The organism is Vreelandella halophila, assembly GCF_009856365.1.
GTDB classification, from domain to species: Bacteria; Pseudomonadota; Gammaproteobacteria; order Pseudomonadales; family Oleiphilaceae; genus Halospina; species Halospina utahensis_B.
In genome coordinates, this window is record NZ_WMEX01000002.1 from 80397 (window position 1) to 107246 (window position 26850).

Below are 26850 nucleotides of genomic sequence, written 5' to 3' on the forward strand. Positions count from 1 at the left end.
CCGTCAGGCCTGCCGGCCCTGGTCGAGCCGCTCGCGCGCCTCGGGTGACAGATAGGCGGCCAGCACATCCTGCATGACGCGGGGGTTCTGGCCCTGCAGGATGTTCTGCATGGAGGTCAGCACCAGGGTCATGTTGCGCTGTTCGTCCTGCATCTTGAGCTGGAGTTTGTCCGCCAGCGGCAGGAAGATCACCTGGCCGATGGCTACGCCGTAAAAGGTGGTCAGAAGGGCCACCGCCATGGCGGGGCCAATGCCCGAGGGGTCCTCCATCTGGTTGAGCATCTGCACCAGCCCCACCAGTGTGCCGATCATGCCCAGTGCCGGCGCGGAGTCACCGATGCCCCGGAAGACCCTTTCCGCGTTCTCATAGCGCTCCAGCGTCTGCTGGAACTCATGGGTCATGGCCTCCTCGATGAATTCCGGCGGATGACCGTCCACGGCCAGTTCAATGCTCCTGGCCAGGAACCGGTAACGGGTGTCGTAATCCTCCAGGCCCAGGATGCCTTTCTTGCGGACGATGTCCGCCAGGTCCCGGATCTGAAGGATCAGGTCCAGGGGCTCCTCGGTGCGGTCCCGAAAGGCCTCGCCGAACGCCATGCGGAAGGCGCTGACCACTGAGGTCATGCGGTGCTTGATGAGGGTTACCGCCAGGGTGCCCACCACCACGATGAGGAACCCCGGAATATTGAGGAAGGACGCGAGACCGGAACTGGTGGCGATCGCGGCAACAATGGTGGTGATGCCGACCAGCAGGCCGAGCAGTGTCAGAAGATCCATGGCGCCTCACTGTCTCCGAAAGGGGCCGGGAGATCCTCCCGGCTGGCCTCCATGGCCCCAGCATAGTCCAGATTCAGCGGAACAGCCTTCAGTCGGGCCGCAGCAGGGCCATGACCGGACCTGTATCCGGGCGCATCCCGCGCCACTGCAGGAAGGATTCCGCCGCCTGCTCAACCAGCATGCCCAGCCCGTCAAGGCGCAGCCTGGAACCCTGCTGCTGAGCCCAGGCATTGAAGGCGGTCTCCGCCTGGCTGTACATCATGTCGTAGCAGACGGTTGCCGGATTGACGAGAGCGCCCGGCAGAGGTGGCAGCTCGCCCTGCAGGCTGGCACTGGTGCCGTTGATGATCACATCGAAGGGCCCCACCAGAGCCTCAAAGGTGCTGACCGCCACGGTACCGGTATCCCCAAAGAGATCCCGCAGCCCCTCGGCGCGCGCCAGTGTGCGGTTGGCGATCACCACTTCTGCCGGTGCTTCTTTCAGCAGTGGCTCCAGAATACCGCGCACGGCGCCGCCGGCGCCCAGCACCAGCACCCGGGCACCGGCCAGGGTCACGCCGTTGTTCACACGCAGATCCCGCACCAGCCCGGCACCATCGGTGTTGTCCCCGACCAGGGTTCCGTCCGCTTCCCGCCAGAGGGTGTTCACCGCGCCGGCCCGGGCCGCCCTGGGCTCATGGCGGCCGGCGATCTCCCAGGCCTGCTGTTTGAACGGCACCGTCACGTTGAGCCCGGCACCGCCCTCCGCAAAGAAGCGTTCCACGCTATCCCGGAACCCTTCCAGCGGCGCCAGCAGCCGCTCATAGACCAGGGACTCGCCGGTCTGTTCAGCAAATGCCGTATGGATGCGCGGCGACAGGCTGTGCTCGATGGGATTGCCGACCACTGCATAGCGGGCCTGTTCAGTCATCCGTCTCCTCCAGCCAGTTGCGGGGTTGCAGAAAGTAGTCACTCAGCCACGCCTCGGGCGTTCCGGACTCCGGTTGCCAGTTGTAGTCCCAGCGCACCAGCGGCGGCAGGGACATCAGGATGGACTCCGTGCGCCCTCCGGACTGCAGCCCGAACAGCGTGCCCCGGTCGTAGACCAGGTTGAACTCCACGTAGCGCCCCCGGCGGTAGAGCTGGAACTGGCGCTCCCGGTCGCCGTAGGGCGTATGGCGGCGTGCTTCCACAATGGGCACATAGGCCGGCAGGTAGCTGTCCCCGATGGAGCGCATCAGTTCAAAGCTGTGTTCAAAGGAGCCTTCGTTGTAATCGTCGAAGAAGAGCCCGCCGATACCACGCTGTTCGCCACGGTGCTTGAGGTGGAAATAGTCGTCACACCACTGGCGGAAACGGTGCCAGGTGTCATCACCGGCCGGCGCACAGGCTTGCCGGGCCATTTCGTGCCAGTACCGGCAGTCCGCCACGAAACCGTAATAGGGCGTCAGGTCGAAACCGCCACCGAACCACCAGACCGGTTCACGGCCTTCCGGCCTGGCAATGAAGAAGCGCACGTTGGCGTGGGAGGTGGGCACATAGGGATTACGCGGATGGATCACCAGCGATACACCCATGGCCTCCCAGCTCGCACCCGCCAGCTCCGGGCGGCTGGCGGAGGCCGAGGGCGGCAGTTCCGCGCCCATGACGTGGGAGAAATTCACGCCGCCCTTCTCGATCAGATCCCCGTCCTCGATCACGCGGCTGCGGCCACCTCCTCCGGCTTCCCGCTCCCAGGTCTCCTCCCGGAAACCGGCACCACCATCCAGCTCTGCCAGGGTATCGGTAATCCGGTCCTGGAGATCAATCAGGTACTGGTAGACGGCGTCCGGGTCGGGGGTGTTGTTCATGGATGCTCCTCGGCTGTCCGTGGACGGGCGTTGTCAGTCACGCAGAAGGGTACCATCCATGGGGTCGATGATGCGGCTCGGGCGTCGGGCGCCACCCAGGGCTCCGGTGAGGATGCCATCCAGCTCACTGCCGAATGCCCGGTGGATCTGCCAGGACCAGCGCAGCGGCGAACCGCCGGCGCGATTGCAGGAGGTGGACACCAGTGGCCCACCGAAAGCCCGGCACAGACGCCGGACCTGGGGGTGATCCGGCACCCGCACGGCCACCCGGTCGTGATCGCCGCGCACCAGCGAAGACACTCGCTCACCGGGATCCGGCAACAGCAGGGTATTGGCGCCGGGCCAGTAGTCGTCCACCGCCTTGCGGACCTCTTCCGGTGCGTCCGCCAACAGGAAATCCAGCTGCTGCGTATCCGCCGCCACCAGGATCAGGCCCTTGTGCCAGGGCCGGCCCTTGAGCGCCAGGATCCGCTCCACGGCCTCCGGGTCCCAGGGATCACAACCCAGTCCCCAGACCGCTTCCGTAGGGTAAGCCCAGACGCCGCCGGCCATGAGTGAGTCCGCTGCCTGTTCAATATGCCACCAGTCCGGGCTCTGCGCTGTCACCGGTACCTCCATCTCCAGAATCGTCAGGCGGAAGTCTATCCCCAGCGGCGGCCCACGTCAGCCCGATCGGCGTCGATAACCGCCCGGCGTTGATTCCACCAGCCCCTCCATCTCCAGCAGCAGCGTGGCCTGGAGCAGATCGGCAGCCGCCATGCCCGTGGCGCGGCAGAGGCTGTCCGAATCCACCGGTTCATAGGTCACCGCCTCCAGAACGCGACGACTGCTTTCATCCAGATGGGCGGGTGTGGTTTCAGCTTGCGGTTCCGTTCTGGCGGGCACGGATTCCCAGACCCCCAGCTCCGAGACGATGTCATCCACTGTCTCCACCAGCACGGCGCCTTCCCGGATCAGCCGGTGACAGCCCCGGACGCTTGGCTGATGGATGGAGCCGGGAACGGCGAAGACCTCCCGCCCCTGCTCCACCGCCAGCCGTGCCGTGATGAGCGAGCCGCTGCGCAGCCCGGCTTCCACCACCAGCACACCCAGGCAGAGCCCGCTGATCAGGCGGTTGCGCTGGGGAAACAGGTGGGCACGGGCCGGGGTGCCCGGAGGCAGCTCCGAGATCAGGAGCCCTCCGGCCTGGAGCATGTCCCTGGCCAGCGCCTCGTGGCGGCGCGGGTAGGGGCGGTCCACGCCGTTGGCGAGGATGCCCACGGTGGCGCCACCGCCTTCCAGCGCCCCCTTATGGGCCGCCCCGTCAATGCCAAGGGCGAGGCCGCTGACCACACTGAAACCACCCTCGGACAGGGCATGGGCAAAGCGCCGTGCGTGATTGAGGCCATCGCGGCTGGCGTGCCGGCTGCCGACCATGGCGAGGCAGGGGCGATTGAGCGCGTTGATGTCACCCCGGCAGTAGAGCACTGGCGGCGGGCCATGGATGTGCCTCAGCGCCTCCGGATAGTCCGGATCCCGCCAATGGATAACACGGATCCCGAGTTCCCCGCACTGCTGCCGGGCATGCTCCAGGCGCTGTCGCGTGGTGGGCTCAAGCCCCTGGGCCTGCCAGGCATTCAGGGTCTGGCGGGTGGACCTGGGCAGCCCAAGTGCCCGCAGGCTGTCCGGCGTCATGGTCAGCAGCCGTGCGGGATCCTCAAGCTGATCCAGCACCACCTGCCAGTGTTCCGGATTCATGCCCGGCAGCAGCGCCAGCAGATGATGGGCGTCGCCCGTCTCCGGGCCGGGAAGGGTGGGTCGTTCCATGACCGTCATCAGTGACTTCCTCTGTCAGAATGGTTGTTTCAGGGGTTACGGACCTCGTCCATGATCTCCAGTGGTCGCGTCGCCTGCAGAACCAGCCCGTAGCTGAGCTTCTCATAGGTGCGGAAAACCATCACCAGCCCCGCCCGTTCCGAAGGCAGCTGCAGCAGTTCATCCGTCACCGGGTCCCGCGCCTGGTTGCCCTTCTTGTAGGCCGCCAGCACATGACCCGCTTCCAGGCCCTCGCGTTCACCGCGGTTGATGGTGACCACATTATACTGGCCGATGTTGCTGACGCCATCCTCGACATCGATCATCCGCCCCTGGATATCCGTCTCGGGCGCACGGGGCTGGAAACGCGTGGTGATCTCGCGCGACTCCGTGGGCAGCAGCCGGTCCTTCGCTTCAATCTCTTCGCGGCTGGCTGTCAGATCCACGCTCAGAAGCTCGCCGTTGACCTTAGCCACACGGCCCCGACCCATGGAGCGTGCCTCGAGGCCCAGAAACTCACCGGTTTCCGGATCCACGTGCCGGGTACCGCGACGGAACACCGCCAGGGTCTCCCGGGGCTGCGCCTCGCCTCTTGCGTAGACCCGATCCCCGGCACCCATAATCGAACGCCGATCACGGCCCTGCACGATATAGGGCGCTTCCTCCAGCGTGGCCTCATCAACGATCCGCGTGTTGGACAGGAAGCTCCGGATCTCCTCCAGGGGAATGGTGGGGATAGGGGTGTCCAGCGGAGTTTCCTTCACCTCCGGGGAGAGCTTAATTTCCCGGTCCGTGTCCGTGGCCCGTGACAGCCGCGGCTGGCCATCCACCCAGGTCAGTTCCAGGACATCCCCCGGGTAGATCAGGTGCGGATTGTCCACCTGGGGATTGGCCTGCCAGATCTCCGGCCAGTTCCACGGTTCCTTCAGGAAGCGTGCGCTGATGTCCCAGAGTGTATCCCCGGGCTGGACGGTGTACTGCTCGGGATGGTCATCCCGCAGCTGTGTCTCGGCCATGACCCCGGTGGCGCCCAGCCCGAGGGCCACCGTGAGCAGAATCGACAGAATCCTCATGCTCGGTTTCCTTGCTGGCTTGTCTCGATCGATCGACGTCATTATTTCACCACTATAGAAGAAATAACGCCATTTGCGATCCCAGCGGGTGGACCGCGTCCACAACACTGCAATGATTTGTAAGCGTGGCGGTTTGTACGGTCATTGCCTGATGCGTGATAATGGCGCCAGTAACCCTTCGGAGCAGCATCATGACTCTCAGCATTCTGGAATTTCCGGACCCGCGGCTGCGGACCGTCGCCGAGCCGGTCGCATCCGTGGATGACAGCATCCGGCGCCTGGTCGATGACATGATCGAAACCATGTATGCGGCCCCGGGCATCGGGCTGGCCGCCACCCAGGTGAACGTCCACCGGCGGGTACTGGTGATCGATCTTTCCGAGGACCAGAGCACCCCCCGGGTATTCATCAACCCTGAACTCGAGATCCCTGAGAGCGAGAAGGAGCCCATGCAGGAAGGCTGCCTCTCCATTCCCGGCGTCTACGAGGATGTCTCCCGTCCCCAGTCCGTCCGGGTCCGGGCGCTGGACTACCACGGCGAGCCCTTCGACGAGGAACACAGCGGTCTCATGGCGGTCTGTCTGCAGCATGAGGTGGACCACCTGAACGGTAAGCTCTTCATCGACTACCTGAGCCAGCTCAAGCGCAGCCGCATCCGGCGCAGGGTCGAGAAACAGCAGCGCCAGAAAGCCTCCTGAGGAGTCACTGAACCGTGCGGATCGTTTTCGCGGGCACCCCGGATTTTGCCGCGGCCAGCCTCAGCGCCCTGATTGAAGCGGGGCATGAGATCCTGGCCGTCTATACCCAGCCGGACCGCCCCGCCGGACGGGGCCGAAAGGCACGTCGCGGCCCGGTATCCCAGCTGGCCCATGATCACGGGCTCCGGATTGAACAGCCCGAAAGCCTGCGCAACAGAGAGGCGCAGGCCACGCTGAGGGAACTGGCCCCGGATGTGATGGTGGTCGCCGCCTATGGCCTTATCCTGCCCCAGTCCGTTCTGGACATTCCGGATCACGGCTGCCTGAACGTCCACGCCTCGCTGCTGCCACGCTGGCGCGGGGCCGCGCCCATCCAGTGGGCCATCGCCGCCGGCGACAGCGAGACCGGCATCAGCATCATGCAGATGGACGCCGGGCTGGATACCGGGGATGTGCTCAGCCGCCACCGCCTTACCATCGCGGACGACGAGACGGGTGGCAGCCTTCACGACCGGCTGGCCGGGCTTGGTGGCGAAGCCATCACGGCAGCACTGTACGAACTGGCGCACGGCAGCCTGGACCCCGAACCCCAGGATGATCACAGGGCCTCCTATGCGCGCAAACTCGAGCGCAGCGATGGCCGCATCGACTGGCAGGGATCGGCGCAGTCCCTGGCGCGCCGTATCCGTGCCTTCAATCCCTGGCCCATGGCTCACACCACGGTGGATGATGAGGCTGTGCGCGTGCTCTTCGCGGAGCCGGTGAACACCGAGGTGACGGATGCCGAGCCGGGGACGGTTCTCGAGCGCGAGCCCTCCGGCGCCCTGGTGCAGTGCGGCGAGGGCGTCCTCCGCATCACCCGGGTCCAGCTGCCCGGCGGCCGCCCCCAATCCATGCAGGACCTCATCAATGGCGGCAGGCCCGTGCTCCTCCCCGGTCAGAGGCTGGGAGCATGAGCGGCGTGACAGGGGGCTCCCTGCGCGCCACGGCAACCCGCATCATCCACCAGGTGGTTCACAGCGGCCAGTCCCTTGGGCAGATCCTGCCCCCCGCCCTTGAGGGTCTGCCGGCGGATGAGCGCGGCCGGCTTCAGGACTGGTGCTTCGGCAGCTGCCGCTGGTGGCACCGCCTCAACGCGGAACTCCAGCAGCGGCTGCACAAGCCCCTGCCGAAACGCCATGCGCAGCTGGAATCCCTGTTGATTCTCGGTCTCTACCAGCTTCGCCACACGCGGATAGCGCCCCATGCGGCCATTCACCAGAGCGTCGAGACCGCCAGGGAACTCGGCGCGCACCAGCTCACCGGCCTGGTCAATGGCATACTCCGGAAAAGCCTGCGTGACGGCGAATCAGAGCCCGTTACCGATGCCATCCGCTACAGCCATCCGGAATGGCTGGTAGCCAAGCTCAGTGCCAACTGGCCGGAGCACTGGCAGGCTATGCTGGAGGCGAACAACCGCAGGGCCCCCATGAGCCTGCGCTATCATACCGGTCATCATGACCAGGCCAGTGCCCTGGCAGCACTGGCGGACGCCGGGCTGTCCGCACAACCCGGCCAGCTCGCGCCCCATGCCCTGCAGCTGGATGAAGCCTGCCCCGTGGAACGCATTCCAGGCTTCGCCGAAGGCCACTTCAGTGTGCAGGACGAAGCCGCGCAGCTGTGTACGCAACTGCTTGAGCTGGCCCCGGGCCAGCGGGTGCTGGACGCCTGTGCTGCCCCCGGCGGCAAGACCGGCGCCATCCTGGAGCACGAACCGGACCTCACGGAAGTAGTAGCGCTGGACTCGGACCGGGACCGACTCGGGCGGATCACCGAAAACCTTGAACGCATCGGCGCCGGCGCCCGGCTGGTGGCGGCGGATGCCGGCGATCCGGACGCCTGGTGGGACGGCACCGCGTTCGACCGCATCCTGCTGGATGCCCCCTGCAGTGGCACCGGTGTGATCCGCCGCCACCCCGACATCAAGCTGCTGCGCCGCGAGACCGACATCCGCGAGCTGGCGGATACCCAGCTGCGCCTGCTTGAGGCCTGCTGGCAGACGCTGGCCATCGGCGGCCGGCTGGTCTACGCCACCTGCTCCGTGCTTCAGCAGGAGAATGCGCGTATCATCCAGCGCTTCATCAATGGCCACATGGATGCCCAGCTGGTCCCCATAACGCTGGACTGGGGCATCGAGACCGGTTACGGTCGCCAGTTAATCACGGGGGAGCGGGAACAGGACGGCTTTTTCTACGCCTGTCTGGAGAAAAACCCGGCCCACTGGGTCTGACGGATCCGGCGAGGGAGTCAGCAGTTACCCATGAAGATCATCATTCTCGGCGCCGGCCAGGTTGGGGGTACGCTCGCGGAAAACCTGGCCAGCGAGGCGAACGACATCACCGTGGTGGACAACAACCCGGGCCGGTTGCGCGAGCTCCAGGACCGCCTGGACATCCAGTCGGTGCTCGGGCGTGCCTCCTATCCGCGCGTGCTCAAGCAGGCCGGGGCCCAGGACGCGGACATGCTGATCGCCACCACCAACAGTGACGAGGTCAACATGGTCGCCTGCCAGGTGGCCTGGACCTGCTTCCGAACCCCCACCAAGATCAGCCGTGTGCGCACCGGCGCCTATCTGGCCCGCCCGGAGCTGTTCGAGCGGGACAAGAAGGAAGGCTTCCCCATCGACGTGCTGATCAGCCCGGAGCAGGTGGTCACCGAGCACATCACACGACTGATCGAATACCCCGGCACGCTTCAGGTGCTGGATTTCTCCCGGGGCCTGGCGCGGCTGGTGGCGATCCGGGCGACCGAGGGCGGCCCACTGGTGGGGCATGAGCTGTCGTACCTGCGCGCGCACATGCCGCGCATCGACACCCGGGTGGCGGCCATCTTCCGCCGTGACCGGCCCATCATTCCCCAGGGCGACACCGTGATCGAGGAGGGCGACGAGGTCTTCTTCATCGCCGCCAGTGACCATATCCGTGCGGTCATGAGCGAACTCCAGCCCCTGGAGAAGCCCTACAAACGCATCATGATCACAGGCGGCGGCAACATCGGCCACCGGCTCGCGCGCACCCTCGAGGACCGCTTCCGGGTGCGCATCATCGAGCGCAGTCAGGACCGCTGCATCGAACTCTCCGAGAACCTGAACAACACCATCGTCCTCCAGGGTGACGCCGCCAACAAGGATCTGCTGCTGCAGGAGAATATTGAGGATACGGACGTCTTCTGTGCGGTCACCGACGACGACGAAGCCAACATCATGGCCTCGATGCTCGCCAAGCGCCTGGGCGTGCGCAAGGTGATGACGCTGATCAACAATCCGGACTACGTGGACCTTATCCAGGGCGGTGAGATCGATGTGGCGATCTCGCCGCAGCAGACCACCATTGGCAGCCTGCTCACGCATGTGCGCAAGGGCGATGTGGTCAACGTCCACTCCCTGCGTCGCGGGGCGGCCGAGGCCATTGAGGCTATTGCGCATGGCGACCAGCGCTCCTCGCGGGTCGTGGGTAAGCGTCTGGACGAGATTCCCCTGCCAGAGGGCACCACGATCGGCGCCATCGTGCGCGACAACGAAGTGCTGATCGCACACGATCACGTCCGGGTCCAGCCCGACGACCACGTCATCCTCTTCCTGGTGGACAAATCACGCATCCGCGAGGTGGAGAAACTCTTCCAGGTCGGACTGACGTTCTTCTAAAGGACATACCATGCGTTACGGGGTCATCGCCAGAATCCTTGGCCTGCTGATGATGGTATTCAGCCTGACGCTGCTGCCTCCAGTGGTGGTCTCGCTGATCTATGATGACGGCCAGGCCTATGCCTTCCTCGAGGGTTTCGGTGTGGTGCTTCTGGTTGGCGCCCTGGTGTGGTGGCCGAACCGCGGCAACAGCGATGATCTGCGCGTCCGCGACGGCTTCCTGATCACCTCCCTGTTCTGGATCGTGCTCAGTCTGGCCGGTTCCGTGCCGTTCTTCTTCAGCTCCGACCCCAGCATGCGCTACGTGGATGCCCTCTTTGAGGCAGTCTCGGGCCTGACTACCACGGGCGCCACCGTGCTTACAGGGCTGGACGCACTCCCGGAGTCCATCCTCTGGTACCGCCAGCAGCTGCAGTGGCTGGGCGGCATCGGCATTATCGTACTGGCCGTGGCCATCCTGCCAATGCTGGGCATCGGCGGCATGCAGCTTTATCGCGCGGAAGTGCCCGGCCCGGTCAAGGACAACAAGCTGACCCCCCGGATTGCCGAGACCGCCAAGGCCCTCTGGTACATCTACGTGGGGCTGACCATTGCCTGCGCGCTTGCTTACTGGGTTGCGGGCATGACGCTGTTCGACGCCATCGGCCACAGTTTCTCAACCGTCGCCATCGGCGGCTTCTCCACCCACGACGCCAGCATGGGCCACTTCGACAGCCATGCCATCAAGCTCATCGCGTCTTTCTTCCTGTTCCTGAGCGGCGTCAACTTTGCGCTGCATTTCATGGCCTGGAATCAGCGAGGCCCCTGGCATTACTTCCGTGACCCGGAATTCCGGTTCTATGCCGGTGTCATGGGGGGGGCCTGCGTGGCAACGGTGGGCATATTGATCCTGACCGCCACCTACGATCCCTGGCACAGCCTCAGCAACGGGATCTTCCAGGTCCTGTCCATTGCCACGACCGCCGGCTTCACCTCGGCCGACTTCCATTACTGGCCAAGCGTACTGCCCGTCATGCTGATCCTGATGGCCTTCATGGGCGGTTGCGGTAACTCCACCGCCGGCGGCATGAAGGCCATGCGCATCCTGCTGATCTACCGCCAGGGCGCGCGGGAGATCCGGCGCATCCTGCACCCGAACGCGGTCATTCCCATCAAACTGGGTCACCGCCCAGTCTCGGACCGGATCCTCCAGGCGGTCTGGGGCTTTTTCTCCATGTACATGGTGGTCTTCGTGGTGCTGCTGCTGATCAACCTCGCCATGGGCCTTGACCAGGTCACCGCCTGGACCGCCGTGGTCGCCACCCTGACCAATCTCGGGCCGGGCCTCGGGGAGGTCTCAAGCACCTTTCAGAGCATGCCGGATGTCACCAAATGGAGCGGCATGGCCGCCATGATCCTGGGACGACTGGAAATCTTCACGCTGCTGGTACTGTTCACACCGGAGTTCTGGCGGCGCTGAACGGCCAATGTGACAACCACTGCGGCTCAACTAGACTGCGGAACATGAAACGTATTGTCGGAACGTGGTTTGCAGTCGTCATCCTGGTCCTCATGGTACTCGGCAGCGGCCCAGCAGCGGCGCTTGAGCTCGTCGAGGTCGATGATGAAAGGGAACTGGACCTCAGCGCTGATATGCGGTGGGTGGCCGACCCCAACTCTGAACTGAGCGCGCAATCGCTGTTACAGGCGCCTGGGGAGCCGGACTGGCAGACCACCAACGGCCGGATCCTCAACCTCGGGCTGGAGAGCGCCCCCGTATGGATGGGCGTCTGGCTCAAAAGCAGTTCGGAAATCGACCGCTATCTCCAGATAGGTTATCCACCACTGGATGATGTCCGGATCCAGCTTCTTCGGGCCAGTGACGGTGAAACCGTCACCGAGGTCCACACCGGGGATACCCTGCCATTCTCATCCCGACCGATCGCGCATCACGATTTCGTGAGCCGGCTGACACTGGCTCCGGACACCCGCTACCTGCTGCTGATCCGCATCCAGACCGAAGGGGCCCTGCAGGCCCCGGTACGTCTGTGGGAGCCGGAGGCCTTCCTCAGGGATACCCAGGTGTCCTCGGCACTGCACATGATGTTCTTCGGCATCATGGGGGCGCTCGCCATCTACAACCTGCTGCTGTACTTTGCGGTGCGGGATGGCGCCTATCTCTGGTACGTCCTCTATCTGCTGGCCTTCGTTCTGTCACAGGCGGCGCTGCGGGGCTTCGGTTTCCAGTACCTGTGGCCCGGCGCGCCCTGGTTCAACGGCATCAGCCTGACGGTGCTTCTCTCACTCAGCCTTGCCGCCGTGGGGTTCTTTACCCATCAGTTCCTCAATGCCCCCAGGCACAGCCGCCTGTGGTCCATCATCTTCCGGGCCATCGGCTGGTCGGGTATTGCCCTGGCAATCATCAGCGTGCTCGTGCCCTATCACATCGCCATTGCTCTGATGCTCGGGGTCGTCAGCAGCGAGGCGGTACTGGCGCTGGTGGGTGCCTGCTATCTGTGGTGGCGCGGTGAAGTGCTGGCCCGCTTCTACGTCATTGCCTGGGGCATCTTCCTGTTTGCCAACATCGCCTATACCGTCAGCAAGACCGGCGTGATTCCCACCAATATGCTGGTGGACCATGGCACCCAGATCGGCGCCGTCATCCAGATGCTGCTGCTGTCCTTTGCTCTGGCCTGGCGCATCAACCAGGAACGCGAACAGCGCCAGCAGGCCCAGGCCGAGGCGCTGCGGGTGCAGCAGGACGCCAACCTCAAGCTGGAAGCACGGGTGGAGGAGCGCACCGAGGAGCTCCGCCACGCCTATGATCAGCTCAAGCAGCTGAGCGAGCTGGATGGCCTCACGCAGCTCAAGAACCGACCCTACTTTGACCAGGCCCTGGAGCGCGAATGGCGGCGCAGCTGCCGTGAGACCCATACCATGTCCCTTCTGATGCTGGACATTGATCATTTCAAGGCGGTTAACGACGACTACGGCCACCTCTGCGGTGATGACGCGCTGCGCCGGATTGCAGCGATCTGCGAAGAGGGAGTGGGACGGGTCGCCGACACCGTCGCGCGCTACGGGGGCGAGGAATTCGTGATCCTGCTGCCCATGACCGATCTCGGGGGCGCGACCCTGCTGGCCGAACGCATACGCGAGGCCGCGGCATCCGTGGAATTTGAATGGGAGGGCAACCCCATTGCGCTGAGCGTTTCCATTGGGCTGGCGTGCTGTATACCGGACTGCCAGCGGGACCATGAGTGGTTGATCCGTACCGCTGACGAAGCCCTCTATCAGGCCAAGACGCGCGGCCGTAACCGCACGGTTGTGGCCCGACAGAACGCTGATGGCGGTATCGACATGCTCACCCCCGAATCCCTTCAGGCATCCGCCGATGGCTCATCGCCCAGCGCCTGACGTTCCCATAGCCGGGCGTAACGACCGCCCAGGGCAAGCAGCTGTTCATGGGTGCCGCGTTCAACAATACAGCCGGCATCCATGACAAGGATGCTGTCCGCGTCATTCACCGTGGACAGGCGATGGGCAATGGCAAGCGTGGTCCGGTTGCTGGCGACCTCGTCCAACGCCTCCAGGATATGCTGCTCCGCCACCGAGTCCAGTGACGACGTGGCCTCGTCGAGCACCAGTATGGGCGGATCCTTGAGGATGACACGGGCGATGGCCACGCGCTGCTTCTCACCCCCGGAAAGCTTCAGGCCCCGTTCACCGACCCGCGTTTCCAGCCCCTCGGGAAGGCGTGCCACGAAGTCCTCCAGATGGGCCATGCGCAGCGCCCGCTGCAGGTCCTCCTCACTGGCATCGGGCCGTCCGTAGAGGATGTTGCGGCGCAGACTGTCGTTGAACATCACGGTGTCCTGGGGCACCACGCCGATGGCCTCGCGCAGGCTCTGCTGGGTGACCTCGCGGATATCCTGACCATCGACTGTAATGGCGCCTTCCTGCACATCGAAGAAGCGGAACAACAACCTTGCCAGGGTCGACTTGCCGGCGCCGCTGGCGCCCACCACCGCCACCCGGGAGCCGGCCGGCACCTCAAAGGAGACATCCTGCAGGATCCGCTGGTCCGGGCGATAGCCGAACTCAACATGGCGGAATTCGATCCGGCCCCCGGTGACCGCCAGTGGTTTCGCGTCCGGCGCATCCACCACTGTTGGTGGCTGTTCCAGCAACCCGAAAAGGCGCTCCACGTTGACCAGTGCCTGCCGGATCTCGCGGTAGACAAAGCCCAGGGCGTTCAGGGGAATGAACAGCTGCAGCAGGTAGGCGTTGATCATGGTGAAATCGCCCAGGGTAATGTCCCCAGCCGCCACATCCGTTACCGCCATGGCCATGACCGCAATGAGCCCGATGCCGATGATCAGGGCCTGACCGGCATTCAGCGTCGCCAGTGAAAGGCGGTTGTTGAGCCGGGCCTGTTCCCACTCGGCCAGGTTGGCATCGTAGCGCTCGGCCTCAAAGTCCTCGTTGCTGAAGTACTTGACCGTCTCGTAGTTCAGCAGGCTGTCCACCGCACGGCTGTTGGACTCGTTGTCCTTGGCGTTCGCCTCGCGCACGAACCGTGTCCGCCACTCGGTGACCCGGATCGAAAACACCACGTAGATCACGACGGCCACCAGGACGGTCAGCATGTAGCCGGGATCAAAAGCGAACAACAGGATGCCGCAGACCATCACCAGTTCCAGGATAGTGGGCACGATGTTGAACAGCGTGAAGCGCAGCAGGAAGCTGATGCCATTGGTGCCGCGCTCGATATCCCGGGCGAGGCCCCCGGTACGGCGGTCCAGGTGAAAGCCCAGCTCCAGCCGGTGCAGATGACGGAAGACCTGCAGCGAAACACGACGCATGGCCCGCTCTGCGACGCGCGCGAAGACCGCGTCGCGCACCTCGTTGAACAGGGTGCCGCTGAAGCGCAGCAACCCGTAGGCGACCACCAGGAGAACCGGAATCCAGAGGACCATGTCGCCGCTGTCTTTCGCGTCCAGATGGTCGACGATGTATTTCAGTGCCACAGGCGTGGCCACCGTCGCCAGCTTGGCGACGATCAGGCAGGCAGCCGCGATGCCAACGCGGCCCCGGAATTCCTTCAGGTAGGGCCAGAGGCTGGCGATCACCCGCCAGTCCGGGCGGTAGTCGCCCGGGTAGTCGTTATCCGCGTAGGCGCGCACTCAATGGCTCCGTCAGAGGTCTCTGTAGGGGTTGGGCTTGCCGGATGGCTGCTTGCGGAAGCGTTTGTACTCCCACTGGTACTGTTCCGGAATCCGCCGGACAACGGATTCCACGCTGGCGTTGAGGGCGGCCACCGAGGTCTCCGTGTCCGCCGCGTAGAGCCGTGGATCCGCCTCGTCCGCAACCAGGCGGAAACCGCGGGCGCCAGGCAGCCGTTCGCAATAGGTCACCACAGCCCGGGCGCCGGTTTTCTGAACCAGGCGGGAAACCAGCTTCATGGTCAGAACATCGATACCAAAGAAGGGCGCGTAGGTGCCGCCACTGGCATCCGGAACCTGGTCCGGCAGTATCCCCACAACACCGCCTTCGCGCAGGATGCTGAACAGCCGCAGCACCCCCTTGCGGTCCGCCCGGACCAGCTCCGACCCACCACGACCCCGCACCTTCGACATGTAGTCTTCCATCTCAGCCATCTTGGGCGGGCTGTAGAGCGCGGCCATGGAAAAGCGGGTGGAGTAGTAGAGCCCCAGCAGTTCCCAGTTGCCGAGATGGGGCACGATCAGCACCACGCCGCGGCCCTCGGCCCGTGCCTCGTCCAGAAGATGCTGGCCCTCGAATTCACGGATCAGGCCCAGGCAGCGCGGGACTGGGCTTTCCCACATGATGGGGATTTCCGCGATCAGCTTGCCGGTCTCCCGCAGGCTGTCGCGGGCCAGGGTACGGCGCTCGGCTTCCGGCATGTCCGGATAGGCCAGGGTGAGACTGCGCTCGGTTACCTTGCGGGTACGATCGCGCGCGGCCCATAGACAGAGGCCAACAACACGGCCCAGCGACTGGGCGAGCGCCAGCGGCAGGTGACCGATGAGCCAGAGCAGGGCGCGCAGGCCCCTGATGCGCAGGGTTTTCATGGAAATTTGAACGACTCCCGGGCCGGGGTTTCCTAAGAACCGGAGGCGGAGCGTATAATACGCGCCTTTGGTAGAACGGGAAACCGATCCCCTCAATCCCCAGCAGGTGGACGCCGTGAGCGAACAGGCACAACCCGATGTAACAACCTTCCAGGGGCTGATCCTGGCCTTCCAGCAGTTCTGGGCCGAGCGCGGCTGCATCATCCAGCAGCCGCTGGACATGGAAGTGGGCGCGGGGACTTTCCATCCCGCCACCTTCCTGCGCAGTATCGGGCCGGAAAACTGGCATGCCGCCTATGTCCAACCCAGCCGCCGCCCCACGGACGGTCGCTACGGTGAGAACCCCAACCGGCTGCAGCACTATTACCAGTTCCAGGTGGTGCTCAAGCCCTCGCCGGACGACATCCAGGAACAGTACCTGGACTCGTTGCGGGTCCTGGGCCTGGACCCACTGGTGCACGACATCCGTTTTGTGGAAGACAACTGGGAGTCGCCAACCCTGGGGGCCTGGGGCCTGGGCTGGGAGGTCTGGCTCAACGGCATGGAGATCACCCAGTTCACCTATTTCCAGCAGGTGGGCGGTATTGAATGCTACCCCGTGACCGGTGAAATCACCTACGGCCTGGAACGCATCGCCATGTACCTGCAGGAGGTGGACAGCGTCTATGACCTGGTCTGGACGCGGACACCGGCCGGCGAAGTAACCTATGGCGACGTCTACCACCAGAACGAGGTCGAGCAGTCCCACTACAACTTCGAGCAGGCGGATGTCGAGTTCATGTTCCACGCCTTTGGGGTGCATGAGCGTGAGGCCCAGCGCCTGGTCGATGCGGGCCTTCCCCTGCCGGCCTACGAACAGGTTCTGAAGGCTTCCCACACCTTTAATATGCTGGACGCCCGGCATGCGATCTCGGTCACCGAGCGCCAGCGCTACATCCTGAGGGTACGCACCCTGGCCCGGGCGGTGGCCCGGGCCTATTACGACCGGCGCCGGGATCTCGGCTTCCCCATGGCGGACGAGACCATCCGGCGCGAACTGCTCGCCGACGACGACACCCAGAAGGAGGCATGATCATGGCCACACCGGATTTCCTGGTTGAAGTCGGCACGGAAGAATTACCCCCCAAGGCGCTGAAGACACTTTCGGAATCCTTCGGGGAGGGCCTGCGCAGCGCGCTGGCGGACGCGGGCATTGAGTACGGCGAGATCGAAACCTTCGCCACACCCCGGCGACTGGCCGTACGCGTGAATAAGCTCGCGGACGCCCAGCCGGACACTCCCTTCGAGAAGAAGGGCCCGGCCGTGAAAGCGGCGTTTGACGATCAGGGCAACCCCACGCGCGCCCTGGAAGGCTTTGCGCGCAACCTGGGCATCCAGCCGGACGAGCTGGACACCATGGAGACCGATAAAGGCGCCTGGCTGGTCTACCGTGGCGTGGAAAAAGGCCGCCCCACGGCCGAGCTGCTTCCCGGTATGGTGGAGCAAGCGCTCAATGGACTGCCCATCCCCAAGCGCATGCGTTGGGGGTCCCGCCGCGAGGAGTTTGTTCGCCCGGTTCACTGGCTGATCATGCTCTATGGCAGTAAGGAAGTACCCTGCACCGTACTGGGCTGCGAAGCCGAGCAGGCCACGCGTGGTCACCGTTTCCATCACCCGGGTGAGCTCATCATCTCCACGCCTGCGGATTACGAACTGGTGTTGCGCCAGCACGGCTGGGTTGAACCGGATTTCGCGACACGCCGGGAGACGATCCGTAGCGGGGTGACCCGTGTGGCGGAAGAACAGGCTAAAGGTAGCGCGGTCATCAATCCGGACCTTCTGGACGAGGTCACCGCGCTGTGTGAATGGCCGGTACCGCTGCTCGGCCGTTTTGAGGAGCGATTCCTCGACGTACCGCCGGAAGCCCTGGTGTCCTCCATGGAGGAACACCAGAAGTACTTCCACGTGGTGGATGCCAATAACACCATGATGCCGTGTTTCATCACAGTGGCCAATATCGCGAGCCACGACCCCTCGGCGGTGATCGCGGGCAACGAAAAGGTCATCCGGCCCCGGCTGGCGGACGCCGCCTTCTTCTACGATACCGACCGGAAAACCCCGCTCATCGACAGGCTGGACGATCTCAAACCCATTGTCTTCCAGCAGGATCTGGGCAGCCTGCACGACAAGACACTCCGGATTGCCTCCCTGGCCGGGCGTATTGCCGAGGGCATTGGCGCGGATCCGGACAAGGCACGGCGTGCCGGAACCCTGAGCAAGACCGATCTGCTGACCGAGATGGTCCAGGAGTTCGACGACCTCCAGGGTGTCATGGGCGAGTATTACGCACGTCATGATGGTGAGGACGAATCGGTCGCAAGGGCATTGAGCGAACAGTACCTGCCAGGCTTTGCCGGGGACCGTGTGCCGCAGACCGACATTGGCGCCTGCGTTGCGCTCGCGGACAGGCTTGATTCATTGGTGGGCCTGTTCGGGATCAACCAGCCCCCCAGCGGCACACGTGACCCCTACGCACTGCGCCGGGCGGCACTGGGCGTGATCCGCATACTGGTGGAACGCGAACTGACCCTGGATCTCGAAGAGCTGGCCGGTTGGGCCGCCAGGGAATTCAACAGCCTTACCGTGAACGACCCGGTCAATCCGGTGGTGGACTACATCCTTGAGCGGTTCCGGGCCAGCTTCGAAGACCAGGGGGTTCCGGCGGAGGTTTTCCTGGCGGTCCAGGCACGCCGGCCCACCCAGCCCCTGGATTTCCATCGCCGCGTTCTGGCGGTGAACAACTTCATCGCCCTGCCGGAAGCCCAGGCACTGGCAGCCGCCAACAAGCGGGTCTCCAACATCCTTGAGAAACAGGGCGGCACCCGGGCCGGCAACGTGGATCCCGAACGTTTCCAGGAAGAGGCTGAGCGGGCACTGTATGAAGCGCTCCAGTCCCAGGAAGAGCAGGTCGAACCGCTGTTCGCCCGCGGCGACTATGATGCCGGCCTCCAGTCCCTGGCGCAGCTGCGTGAGGTGGTGGACCGGTTCTTCAACGACGTCATGGTGATGGCGGATGACGACAGCCTGAGAGCCAACCGGCTGGCACTCCTGGAACGACTCAGGCAGCTGTTCCTCAGGGTCGCGGATATTTCACTGCTGCAGACTGGCAGTGACTAGGGAAGATCCGGAGATCGCTATCATTAGTGCGAACCATTCTCATTGACATATAGAAAAAGGCCGGCAATACTGGCGATTCGATGACCCCACAGGAACCATTGAATCGCCATGAGCCAGTCTTTCACCCGCCTCCTGCCCGAACTCCAGGCCACCGTCAGTGCCTGCATCGAAACCGCGCTGGTCCTTCATGCCACGACGATGCCCCAGATCCGGCGTGTTATGGCCGGTGATGCGGTCATTGAGGACTACGTCCGAGCACTGGGCTTCGGGGACCGGCTGGTTCCCTGGCAGCATCTCGGACGCGATGATGGGCCGGACCCCGACCTGATCCTGGCCCACGAGATCGCCGGCGGGACCAGCCTGTGCCCGACCTGGCTGCCTACCCGCTACCAGCCTCGCCTTTCCATGGTTCAGGGAGCGCGCGGCGCATCCGATGTCCAGGATAACCTGAAACGCATTGCCCGCATCCTTGGCAATACCATGGGTGAAATGGTCCCTGCCCAGCGCTTCCGGGAAACGTTCGAGGGGCTGCGCGCCCGGCTGCACGTACCGGGTCCGCGGGTTCTGGTACTGGTGGAAACCGGGCGTGGTCGGTACCGCCTGACAGCGCCGGATCACCCCTGCCACAGCATGTTCGCGCAGCTTGGCTGGATCAGTGCGCCTTCAGAGAGGGTTGCGGGTGAGAAGCTGAGCGTCCGGACGCTCAGCATGGTGGAACACGACGCCGTATTGATTCTCGAAGCCTGGACCGGGGAGGAGGGGGAATCCGCTTTGGCGCGGCACTGGCCGTTGATGCTGTCACCGGCAGCGGAAACGGAGCGTTGGGCCCGGCTTCCGATGCTGGAGTTGATGTGTTTCGGGCCATCCCTGCCCGACCGCCTGGCGGATCTGGCCACCCGCTTCCAGGCCCTGAAACCGGATACCTGGGACTCGTAACCCTCAGATATCCAGGTTTGCCACTTCCAGCGCATTGGTCTGGATGAATTCCCGGCGGGGCTCCACCTCGTCGCCCATCAGGGTCGTAAAGATCCGGTCCGCCGCAATGGCATCCTCGATTGTCACCTTCATCATCCGGCGTGTCTCCGGATCCATGGTGGTTTCCCAGAGCTGGTCCGGGTTCATCTCACCCAGACCCTTGTACCGCTGGATGGTCAGGCCCTTCTGGCCTTCGCGCATGAGCCAGTCCAGGGCCCCCGCGAAGGTGTCCACCGGATGCCGGCGCTCGCCTCTCTGGATGTAAGCGCCCGGCTCAATCAGACCATCAAGTTTTTCACCAAGGCGCGCGATCGCGCTGTACGAGGGCGACTCGAAGAATTCATGGCGGAACACGTATTCGTAGGGAATGCCGTGGATCAGGAGGGTGACCTTCGGCAGCGTGAGTCCGCGTTCCGTGTCCTCAGTGGTTGAGAACTCATAACGGATACCGGTGCGGGTATCCAGCACCAGGCGTTCTCCCAGTTCCGCCACCCACTTCTGGATGGTTTCTGGGTCCTTGAGGTCCTCGGTCGTCAGTGTCCTGTGGGTGACCATCTCCTGGAGCACCCGTTCCGGATAGACACGGGTAAGCCGCTCAATGTTCTCCATCACGCTCTGGTATTCGTGGACCAGGTCTTCCAACGCCTGGCCTGCCAGAGGCGGTGCCTCGGGATTCACATAGAGAGCGGCGTTTTCCAGCGCGGACTGTGTGACGTAGGCCGTCTTGGCCTTCTCGTCCTTGAGGTACTGTTCCTGCTTGCCACGCTTGACCTTGTACAGGGGCGGCATGGCGATGAAGACATGGCCGCGCTCTATGAGTTCCGGCATCTGCCGGTAGAAGAAGGTCAGAAGCAGGGTACGGATGTGGGAACCATCCACGTCCGCGTCCGTCATGATGACGATGCTGTGGTAGCGGAGCTTGTCGGGATCGTAATCCTCACGGCCGATACCACAGCCGAGGGCGGTGATCAGCGTGCCCACCTCCACCGAGGACAGCATCTTGTCGAAACGTGCCTTCTCCACGTTCAGGATCTTGCCCTTGAGTGGCAGGATGGCCTGGGTGCGGCGTTCACGCCCCTGTTTCGCGCTACCGCCCGCGGAATCACCCTCCACGATGAAGAGTTCGGAAAGTGCTGGATCCTTTTCCTGGCAATCCGCCAGCTTACCCGGCAGACCCGCGACATCAAGAGCGCCCTTGCGGCGTGTCATATCGCGGGCCTTGCGGGCGGCTTCCCGGGCCCGGGCGGCATCAACCATCTTGTTGACGATGGTTTTGGCCTCCTGGGGATATTCCTGGAGGTAGTCCGTGAACTGCTGGTTCATCTCCTGCTCGACGGCCGTCTTGACCTCAGAGGAAACCAGCTTGTCCTTGGTCTGGGACGAGAACTTGGGGTCCGGCGCCTTAACGCTGATGATCGCGGTCAGACCTTCGCGGGCGTCGTCCCCGGAGGTGTTCACCTTGAGTTTCTTGAGCAGCCCTTCCTGCTCCATGTAGTAGTTCAGGGTCCGGGTCAATGCCGCCCGGAATCCGGCAAGGTGGGTACCGCCATCACGCTGGGGAATATTGTTGGTGAAGGTGAAGATGTTTTCCTGGAACGCGTCGTTCCATTGCATCGCCACTTCCACCACGATGCCGTCCTCGCGTTCCCGGGTGAAATGGAATACCCGGTTCAGTGGCGTCTTGTTGGTGTTCAGGTGCTCAACAAAAGCCCTGAGTCCACCTTCGTACTCGAAAACCTCATCCTTGCCGCTGCGCTCATCGGTCAGCCGGATCCTTACACCACTGTTGAGGAAGGCGAGTTCCCGCAACCGCTTGGCCAGGATATCGAAATGGAACTCGATATTCGTGAAGGTTTCGGTGGAGGGAATGAAGTGGACTTCGCTGCCGGAAGCTTCCGTATCGCCAACGATCCGGAGCGGCTCCTCCGGAATCCCGTCGTGGTAGACCTGTTCATGGACCTTGCCACTGCGGCGGATCGTTAACTTGAGTGTCGAGGAGAGGGCGTTGACCACGGACACGCCCACGCCATGCAGACCCCCGGACACCTTATAGGTATTGTCGTCAAACTTACCGCCGGCATGGAGGACGGTCATAATGACCTGGGCGGCGGAAACGCCTTCTTCCTCATGAAGGTCCGTGGGAATACCACGACCATCGTCCCGGACGGTTACGGACTCATCCGGATGGATGACAACGCCAATCTCGGAACAGAACCCTGCCAAAGCCTCGTCGATGGAATTGTCCACCAGCTCGAAGACCATGTGGTGGAGACCGGTTCCATCATCGGTGTCGCCGATGTACATGCCGGGCCGTTTGCGCACGGCATCCAGACCCTTGAGTACCTTGATGCTTGTAGAGGTGTAATCAGACATTCGCAGGGTTCCCCCAGCTTGGCGTTCATTGTTCCGTGAATCGGCCATGTTCCACGTGGAACATCGCAGGTTCATGTTTGTGCATCAGGTGACCGAGAGCTCCTTCATTCGGAGCAGTGATCCCGGTAAGAAAAACCTGTGTGTTCAGGGCCAGCAGTTCACCGGCCAGAAGAGCCTGATTTTCGCCATCAAGCTCCGCATGGATATCATCCAGGAGGCAGATACCCTCGCAGCCCACGGATTGCAGCACCCGCATCTGAGCCAGCTTCATAAGCACCACCAGGGATCGCTGCTGGCCGCGGGACAATACCTCCCCGGCGGGCTGTTTGCCGACCCGGACGCGGATATCCGCCCGATTCGGGCCATAGAGACTGAAACCGGCACGGGCCTCCGCCTCAAGATTGCTTTCCAGAACCGAAGCCAGGCCGTTACTCGAATCCCAACCTGGACTGAAAGCCAGGGAAACGCTGTTGAGCCATTCCGCCTGTGACCTGGCGCGGATCGATTCGAACTCATTGTAAAACCGGTCGAAACCCGCCTGACGCCCCTGATTCAATCGCTCACCGAGCTCCGCCACTCTGGCGTTCCAGGGGCCGATGGACGAGTGATCAATTATACCATGCCGGAGCAGGTGATTGCGTTGTTTAAGGGCTCTCTGTGCTTCCTGCCAGACGCCACTGAACCAATGTTCCACGTGGAACACCAACCAATCCAGAAAACGCCGCCGATTACCCGGCCCTCCGGCAACCAGCTCAAAAGTCCCGGGTTCAATCACTGAGACAGGCAAAAGTCTCGCGAGCTCAGAGACCGAGCGCACTACCTCCCCGTTACGCTGCAGACGGACGCCGTTTGCATCCCCGGGCTCCCGCTCCAGTCCAATCCGGAGCGATCCCCTTACCGGATCCGTCACCACACCGAAAAGGGTCAGTGACCGGGATCCCTCCTGCACAACACGACGGTGATTGGATGTGCGAAAAGAGCGGGCAGTGGAAAGATAGTAGATCGCCTCGAGTAGGCTGGTTTTACCACTCCCGTTAGCGCCATAAATCAGATTGAGGTCGGAAGAGAACTGGAGTTTCTGCTGCTCAATATTGCGGAAGTGATGAAGATGGAGCTCACGCAGCGCCATGGATCAGATCTGGTAATGATCGCGGAGGTGCGCCAGTATCGTTTCGCTTTCATACATTGCCGTTCCCTGGTTCGGGTCCACCAGATAAGGCACGGCAACACGGCCCGTTCTGTCCAGCAGTTCCATACGATTGCGGGAGCGTGGCTGGTATTCAAGTCCAAGCCGGTCACGGACCGCAGGAAGGACAAACTCACTCCCCGACGATTTACCACAGTTCCTGATTACATAGGGAAGCTGCAGTTCGCACAGCAGTTCGCGTACTTCCCTGGAATACGGGCTGGACTCGAAACTGTAGAGTTCCAGAAGCCGCTCGGGCCGACGGGCCGGCTTCGCGTAAAGCCCCCGACCAAGCCTGGAGGCGGTGGCCATTACAACACGCCCTTTATCAAGCGGTAGCCGGCTGCTCACCCCGGGAACCCGTCCGTGACCGTAACGCTCCCACAGATAGCGCCTGATGCGCCGGCTTTCGTAGAGAACTTCTCCCTGTTCGGGATCCACCAGCAACGGAAAGCGTTCACGTCCGCCCAGTTCGCGAGCCCGGTTCCGGAACCGGTCACCCCCTTTCGGACACGGATAGATCACCGCATCCAGATCCAGCTCCGTAAGTGTTTCCCGCACCAGACGGCAGTGAGGGCAGCCCTCCATATCAAACAGCTGCAGCGGCTGTTCCGGCTGATCCCCGTCAGGAGCGCGGATCGCGGTGCCTCGCCAGAGCGCCAGGGTGGAGGTAACAAGCTGGGGGAAAAGTGCCATCTGCCTGAGCCTCAATGGAGCATGTTAAGGCGTTCATCCAGAAACATATCCATTTCCGGCGCCAGTATGTGAACGTAGCGGTCAAAATACAGGAACTGTTTGATCAGTAGCGCGAATTCGCGTGGAAAGTGAAGACCGTGATCCTCGCCCACCCGGACCAGATCCATCAGCAGCTCATTCACGTCATCGTCCGTTTCCTCGGAGAGTGTTTCGATATCGGGCATCTCCTGCGGATCCGTCGGAACAACCGTCTCCATGTGCTGTTGAAGGCCGGAGAGGTCCCGCGCCAGAGCCTCGATATCCACTCCTTCCCTCGTCACCCCGATCCTGGCCATGGCATCCGCCATGGCCCCGAAATCGGCGTTCATCAGCGCGCCCATGAAGTCGGACACCGCCGTCCAGGTGTCGGGATCAATGCGCCCAACGATTCCGAAGTCGATGAAACCGACCCGACCATCCTCCAGCACCATCAGGTTGCCAGCGTGAACGTCAGCGTGGAAAAACTCACACTGTGTCAGGCTGGAAAACCAGGTGTTCATGGCCGTAATCAGTGTCCGTTCCGGGTCGTCACTGTAGCGCCGGATGGTATCCAGGTCCGTCAGTGGTACGCCGTGGAAGCGCTCCATCGTCAGAACCCGCCCAGTACTCAGCCTGCGATGAACCCGCGGAACCGTAGCTTCAGTGTTACCAGTGCGATCAAGGAACTCCCGGAACGCCTCAAGGTTATTGGCCTCCTGGACGAAATCGCATTCCTCCATCATGGTCCGCTGGATCTCCTGGATGATCCCGGAAAGCGATGTCCACGCGAGCTTCGGTGCCAGGGTTTCCACAACGCGGGCTGATACGTAGAGGAAGTTGAGATCGGTAAGCAGGATGTTGGATACACCCGGCTTCTGGATCTTAAGTACCACTTCTTCCCCATTGGTCAGCCGGGCACCGTGAACCTGCGCAATCGATGCGGAAGCCAATGGCGTCCGGTCAATGCGGGTGAATTCCGTATCCACCGCACTGCCCAGCTCTTCCCTCAGGATCCGCTCCATCACCGCATAGGGCAGGGGGCGCGTCTGATCCAGACAGTTCTGGAATTCATCCACATACTCACGGGGAAAGAACGTCGGGGAGGACGCGATGAATTGACCCAGCTTGATATAGGTCGCGCCAAGCCTCTCAAAGGTATCCCGCATCAGCCACGGCAGGGGATGACGGTCACCCCGCAGCCAGCGAACCCCCTGACCTCCGACCACCATGGCCGTCTGCCCGATCCGGAACGCGCCCTTGATGCCATCCCCAAGGACACGTGCGGGATTGCTCCCCAGCGTCCTACCTTCCTCGTCAGGGGCTCGTTTGCCTCTGTTGCGACCCGCTAGCGGGCTATTCTGAATCAGTACACTCATTACCAAGCTTCCCTGTCAGTCCAATCTGGAAACGATTAAAGACGCATCGGCATCACAACGTACAGATTGTCATCCGGGCCAGTGCTCTCAATCAGCGCACTGGCATTGGGCCCGGACAGAACGATCCGGACCTGATCCTCACGGATGACGTTCATCACATCGATCAGATACCCCACATTGAACCCGATCTGCAGCGCCTCACCCTGGTATTCCACCGCCATGGTGTCCTCCGCCTGCTCCTGATCCGGGTTATTGGCGTAGACATGCAGTTCACCGGGCTCGAGTTCCAGCCGCACACCACGGATATTCTCGTGGGACAGGATTCCGGCGCGCTGAAGAATGCTGCGCAACGTCTCACGATCCGCGATCACGGTCTTGTCACCGCCACTGGGAATCACCCGGTTGTAGTCCGGGAAACGACCCTCGATGAGCTTGGAGGTGAAAGTGAACCCGTCCACTGTTGCCCGTATGTGGCTACCGCCGATGGTCACCGCCACATTCTTTTCACTGTCGTCCAACAACCGGATGAGTTCCTGAACGCCCTTACGCGGCACAATGATCTGTCGTGTCTCATCCAGATAGGTAGGGGCGGACAGATTCGACAGGGCCAGACGGTGCCCGTCCGTCGCAACTGCCCGTATGGCGTCATCCCCGATCTCGAGCAGCAGCCCGTTGAGATAGTAGCGAACGTCCTGCTGCGCCATGGCAAAGGCGGTACTGCTGAGCAGACTCTGGAAGCTGCCCTGTTCAAGATTGAGCGTGAAGCTGTCCTCATCGTCCTCGACGTTCGGGAAATGATCCGCGGGCAGGGTAGCCAGGGTGAACTGGCTCGCCCCCGCCCGGATCCGCATGCGATCCCCTTCCAGGGCCAGCGTCACATCCGCTGCTTCCGGAAGCGACCGGCAGATATCCACCAGTTTGCGCGCCGGCACCGTAATGCGGCCTTCCTGTTCCACTTCCAGGTCGGTTACGGTGGCAACCAGTTCCACCTCCATATTGGTCCCGGTCAGCGTCAGGGCCTCGCCCTCGGCCACCAGCAGTACGTTCGACAGAACGGGCATGGTCTGTTTCTTTTCAACCACACCGGCGATTGCCTGGAGTGGCTCGAGAAGGGATTCGCGACTGGTCCGGATTTTCATGATT

22 protein-coding genes are annotated in these 26850 nt (G+C 63.0%); 9 read left to right on the forward strand and 13 right to left on the reverse strand.

Going from position 1 to position 26850, the window contains the following annotated elements; translation table 11 throughout:
• Positions 1-3: 3 nt before the first annotated feature.
• From GLW01_RS03715 to GLW01_RS03740, 6 genes are all read right to left on the reverse strand, one after another.
• A complete protein-coding gene (locus GLW01_RS03715; RefSeq protein WP_151440177.1) occupies positions 4-777 on the reverse strand; it encodes a motility protein A in 774 nt (257 codons plus the stop codon).
• Positions 778-865: 88 nt separating this feature from the next.
• Complete coding sequence (gene aroE, locus GLW01_RS03720) at positions 866-1687, reverse strand: shikimate dehydrogenase (RefSeq protein ID WP_160898179.1); 822 nt, start codon at positions 1685-1687, stop codon at positions 866-868.
• Entirely contained in the window at positions 1680-2606 is a 927-nt protein-coding gene (gene hemF, locus GLW01_RS03725) for an oxygen-dependent coproporphyrinogen oxidase (RefSeq protein WP_160898180.1), read from the reverse strand. Before hemF ends, aroE begins: the two co-directional genes overlap by 8 nt.
• 33 nt (positions 2607-2639) lie before the next feature.
• On the reverse strand, positions 2640-3212 hold the full coding sequence (locus GLW01_RS03730; RefSeq protein WP_340162429.1) for an L-threonylcarbamoyladenylate synthase: 573 nt from the start codon (positions 3210-3212) through the stop codon (positions 2640-2642).
• 57 nt (positions 3213-3269) lie between these two features.
• A complete protein-coding gene (gene dprA / locus GLW01_RS03735; protein WP_160898182.1) occupies positions 3270-4421 on the reverse strand; it encodes a DNA-processing protein DprA in 1152 nt (383 codons plus the stop codon).
• A 29-nt stretch (positions 4422-4450) separates the two neighbouring features.
• Positions 4451-5473 (reverse strand): LysM peptidoglycan-binding domain-containing protein, encoded by a 1023-nt coding sequence (locus tag GLW01_RS03740; RefSeq protein ID WP_160898183.1) that lies wholly within the window; start codon positions 5471-5473, stop codon positions 4451-4453.
• Positions 5474-5661: 188 nt separating this feature from the next.
• Between GLW01_RS03740 and def the strand changes: the two genes are divergently transcribed.
• Genes def through GLW01_RS03770 form a run of 6 tightly spaced genes read left to right on the forward strand, consistent with a single transcriptional unit; the run spans position 5662 to position 13249 of the window.
• Positions 5662-6171 carry a peptide deformylase gene (gene def / locus GLW01_RS03745; RefSeq protein ID WP_151440308.1) on the forward strand — a complete coding sequence of 170 codons (510 nt, stop codon included), beginning with the start codon at positions 5662-5664 and terminating at the stop codon, positions 6169-6171.
• 14 nt (positions 6172-6185) lie between these two features.
• The gene (gene fmt, locus GLW01_RS03750; protein ID WP_151440171.1) at positions 6186-7127 is read left to right on the forward strand and encodes a methionyl-tRNA formyltransferase; all 942 of its coding nucleotides are present in this window, start codon (positions 6186-6188) and stop codon (positions 7125-7127) included.
• The gene (gene rsmB / locus GLW01_RS03755) at positions 7124-8440 is read left to right on the forward strand and encodes a 16S rRNA (cytosine(967)-C(5))-methyltransferase RsmB (protein WP_095616113.1); all 1317 of its coding nucleotides are present in this window, start codon (positions 7124-7126) and stop codon (positions 8438-8440) included. Before fmt ends, rsmB begins: the two co-directional genes overlap by 4 nt.
• A gap of 30 nt (positions 8441-8470) precedes the next feature.
• Complete coding sequence (trkA, locus tag GLW01_RS03760; RefSeq protein WP_160898184.1) at positions 8471-9853, forward strand: Trk system potassium transporter TrkA; 1383 nt, start codon at positions 8471-8473, stop codon at positions 9851-9853.
• A gap of 10 nt (positions 9854-9863) precedes the next feature.
• Positions 9864-11312, forward strand: a complete 1449-nt coding sequence (locus GLW01_RS03765) for a TrkH family potassium uptake protein (protein WP_160898185.1) — start codon at positions 9864-9866, stop codon at positions 11310-11312.
• Positions 11313-11356: 44 nt separating this feature from the next.
• Positions 11357-13249 (forward strand): sensor domain-containing diguanylate cyclase, encoded by a 1893-nt coding sequence (locus tag GLW01_RS03770; RefSeq protein ID WP_151440167.1) that lies wholly within the window; start codon positions 11357-11359, stop codon positions 13247-13249.
• On the opposite strand, the gene GLW01_RS03775 is transcribed toward GLW01_RS03770, so the two are convergent.
• Together GLW01_RS03775 and GLW01_RS03780 are read right to left on the reverse strand one after the other, a co-directional pair.
• Positions 13213-15018 (reverse strand): ABCB family ABC transporter ATP-binding protein/permease, encoded by a 1806-nt coding sequence (locus tag GLW01_RS03775; protein ID WP_160898186.1) that lies wholly within the window; start codon positions 15016-15018, stop codon positions 13213-13215. The two genes, GLW01_RS03770 and GLW01_RS03775, sit on opposite strands and share 37 nt — an antisense overlap.
• Positions 15019-15030: 12 nt before the next feature.
• The gene (locus GLW01_RS03780) at positions 15031-15927 is read right to left on the reverse strand and encodes a lysophospholipid acyltransferase family protein (protein WP_151440165.1); all 897 of its coding nucleotides are present in this window, start codon (positions 15925-15927) and stop codon (positions 15031-15033) included.
• Positions 15928-16042: 115 nt separating this feature from the next.
• Here GLW01_RS03780 and glyQ point away from each other — a divergent pair, with 115 nt between their 5' ends.
• The 3 genes from glyQ (at position 16043) to GLW01_RS03795 (ending at position 20019) form a co-directional block, all read left to right on the forward strand.
• A complete protein-coding gene (gene glyQ, locus GLW01_RS03785) occupies positions 16043-16999 on the forward strand; it encodes a glycine--tRNA ligase subunit alpha (RefSeq protein WP_151440164.1) in 957 nt (318 codons plus the stop codon).
• Between the two features lie 2 nt (positions 17000-17001).
• Entirely contained in the window at positions 17002-19083 is a 2082-nt protein-coding gene (gene glyS, locus GLW01_RS03790) for a glycine--tRNA ligase subunit beta (RefSeq protein WP_160898187.1), read from the forward strand.
• A 108-nt stretch (positions 19084-19191) separates the two neighbouring features.
• Positions 19192-20019 (forward strand): hypothetical protein, encoded by an 828-nt coding sequence (locus GLW01_RS03795; protein ID WP_160898188.1) that lies wholly within the window; start codon positions 19192-19194, stop codon positions 20017-20019.
• A 3-nt stretch (positions 20020-20022) separates the two neighbouring features.
• On the opposite strand, the gene gyrB is transcribed toward GLW01_RS03795, so the two are convergent.
• The 5 genes from gyrB to dnaN are packed head-to-tail and all read right to left on the reverse strand — an operon-like array spanning position 20023 to position 26846.
• A complete protein-coding gene (gyrB, locus tag GLW01_RS03800) occupies positions 20023-22431 on the reverse strand; it encodes a DNA topoisomerase (ATP-hydrolyzing) subunit B (RefSeq protein ID WP_151440161.1) in 2409 nt (802 codons plus the stop codon).
• Positions 22432-22456: 25 nt separating this feature from the next.
• The gene (recF, locus tag GLW01_RS03805) at positions 22457-23560 is read right to left on the reverse strand and encodes a DNA replication/repair protein RecF (protein ID WP_160898189.1); all 1104 of its coding nucleotides are present in this window, start codon (positions 23558-23560) and stop codon (positions 22457-22459) included.
• 3 nt (positions 23561-23563) lie between these two features.
• Positions 23564-24313, reverse strand: a complete 750-nt coding sequence (locus GLW01_RS03810) for a glutathione S-transferase N-terminal domain-containing protein (protein ID WP_151440159.1) — start codon at positions 24311-24313, stop codon at positions 23564-23566.
• An 11-nt stretch (positions 24314-24324) separates the two neighbouring features.
• Entirely contained in the window at positions 24325-25707 is a 1383-nt protein-coding gene (locus GLW01_RS03815; RefSeq protein ID WP_160898190.1) for an ABC1 kinase family protein, read from the reverse strand.
• A 35-nt stretch (positions 25708-25742) separates the two neighbouring features.
• Complete coding sequence (gene dnaN / locus GLW01_RS03820) at positions 25743-26846, reverse strand: DNA polymerase III subunit beta (RefSeq protein ID WP_151440157.1); 1104 nt, start codon at positions 26844-26846, stop codon at positions 25743-25745.
• Between the last annotated feature and the right edge of the window lie 4 nt (positions 26847-26850).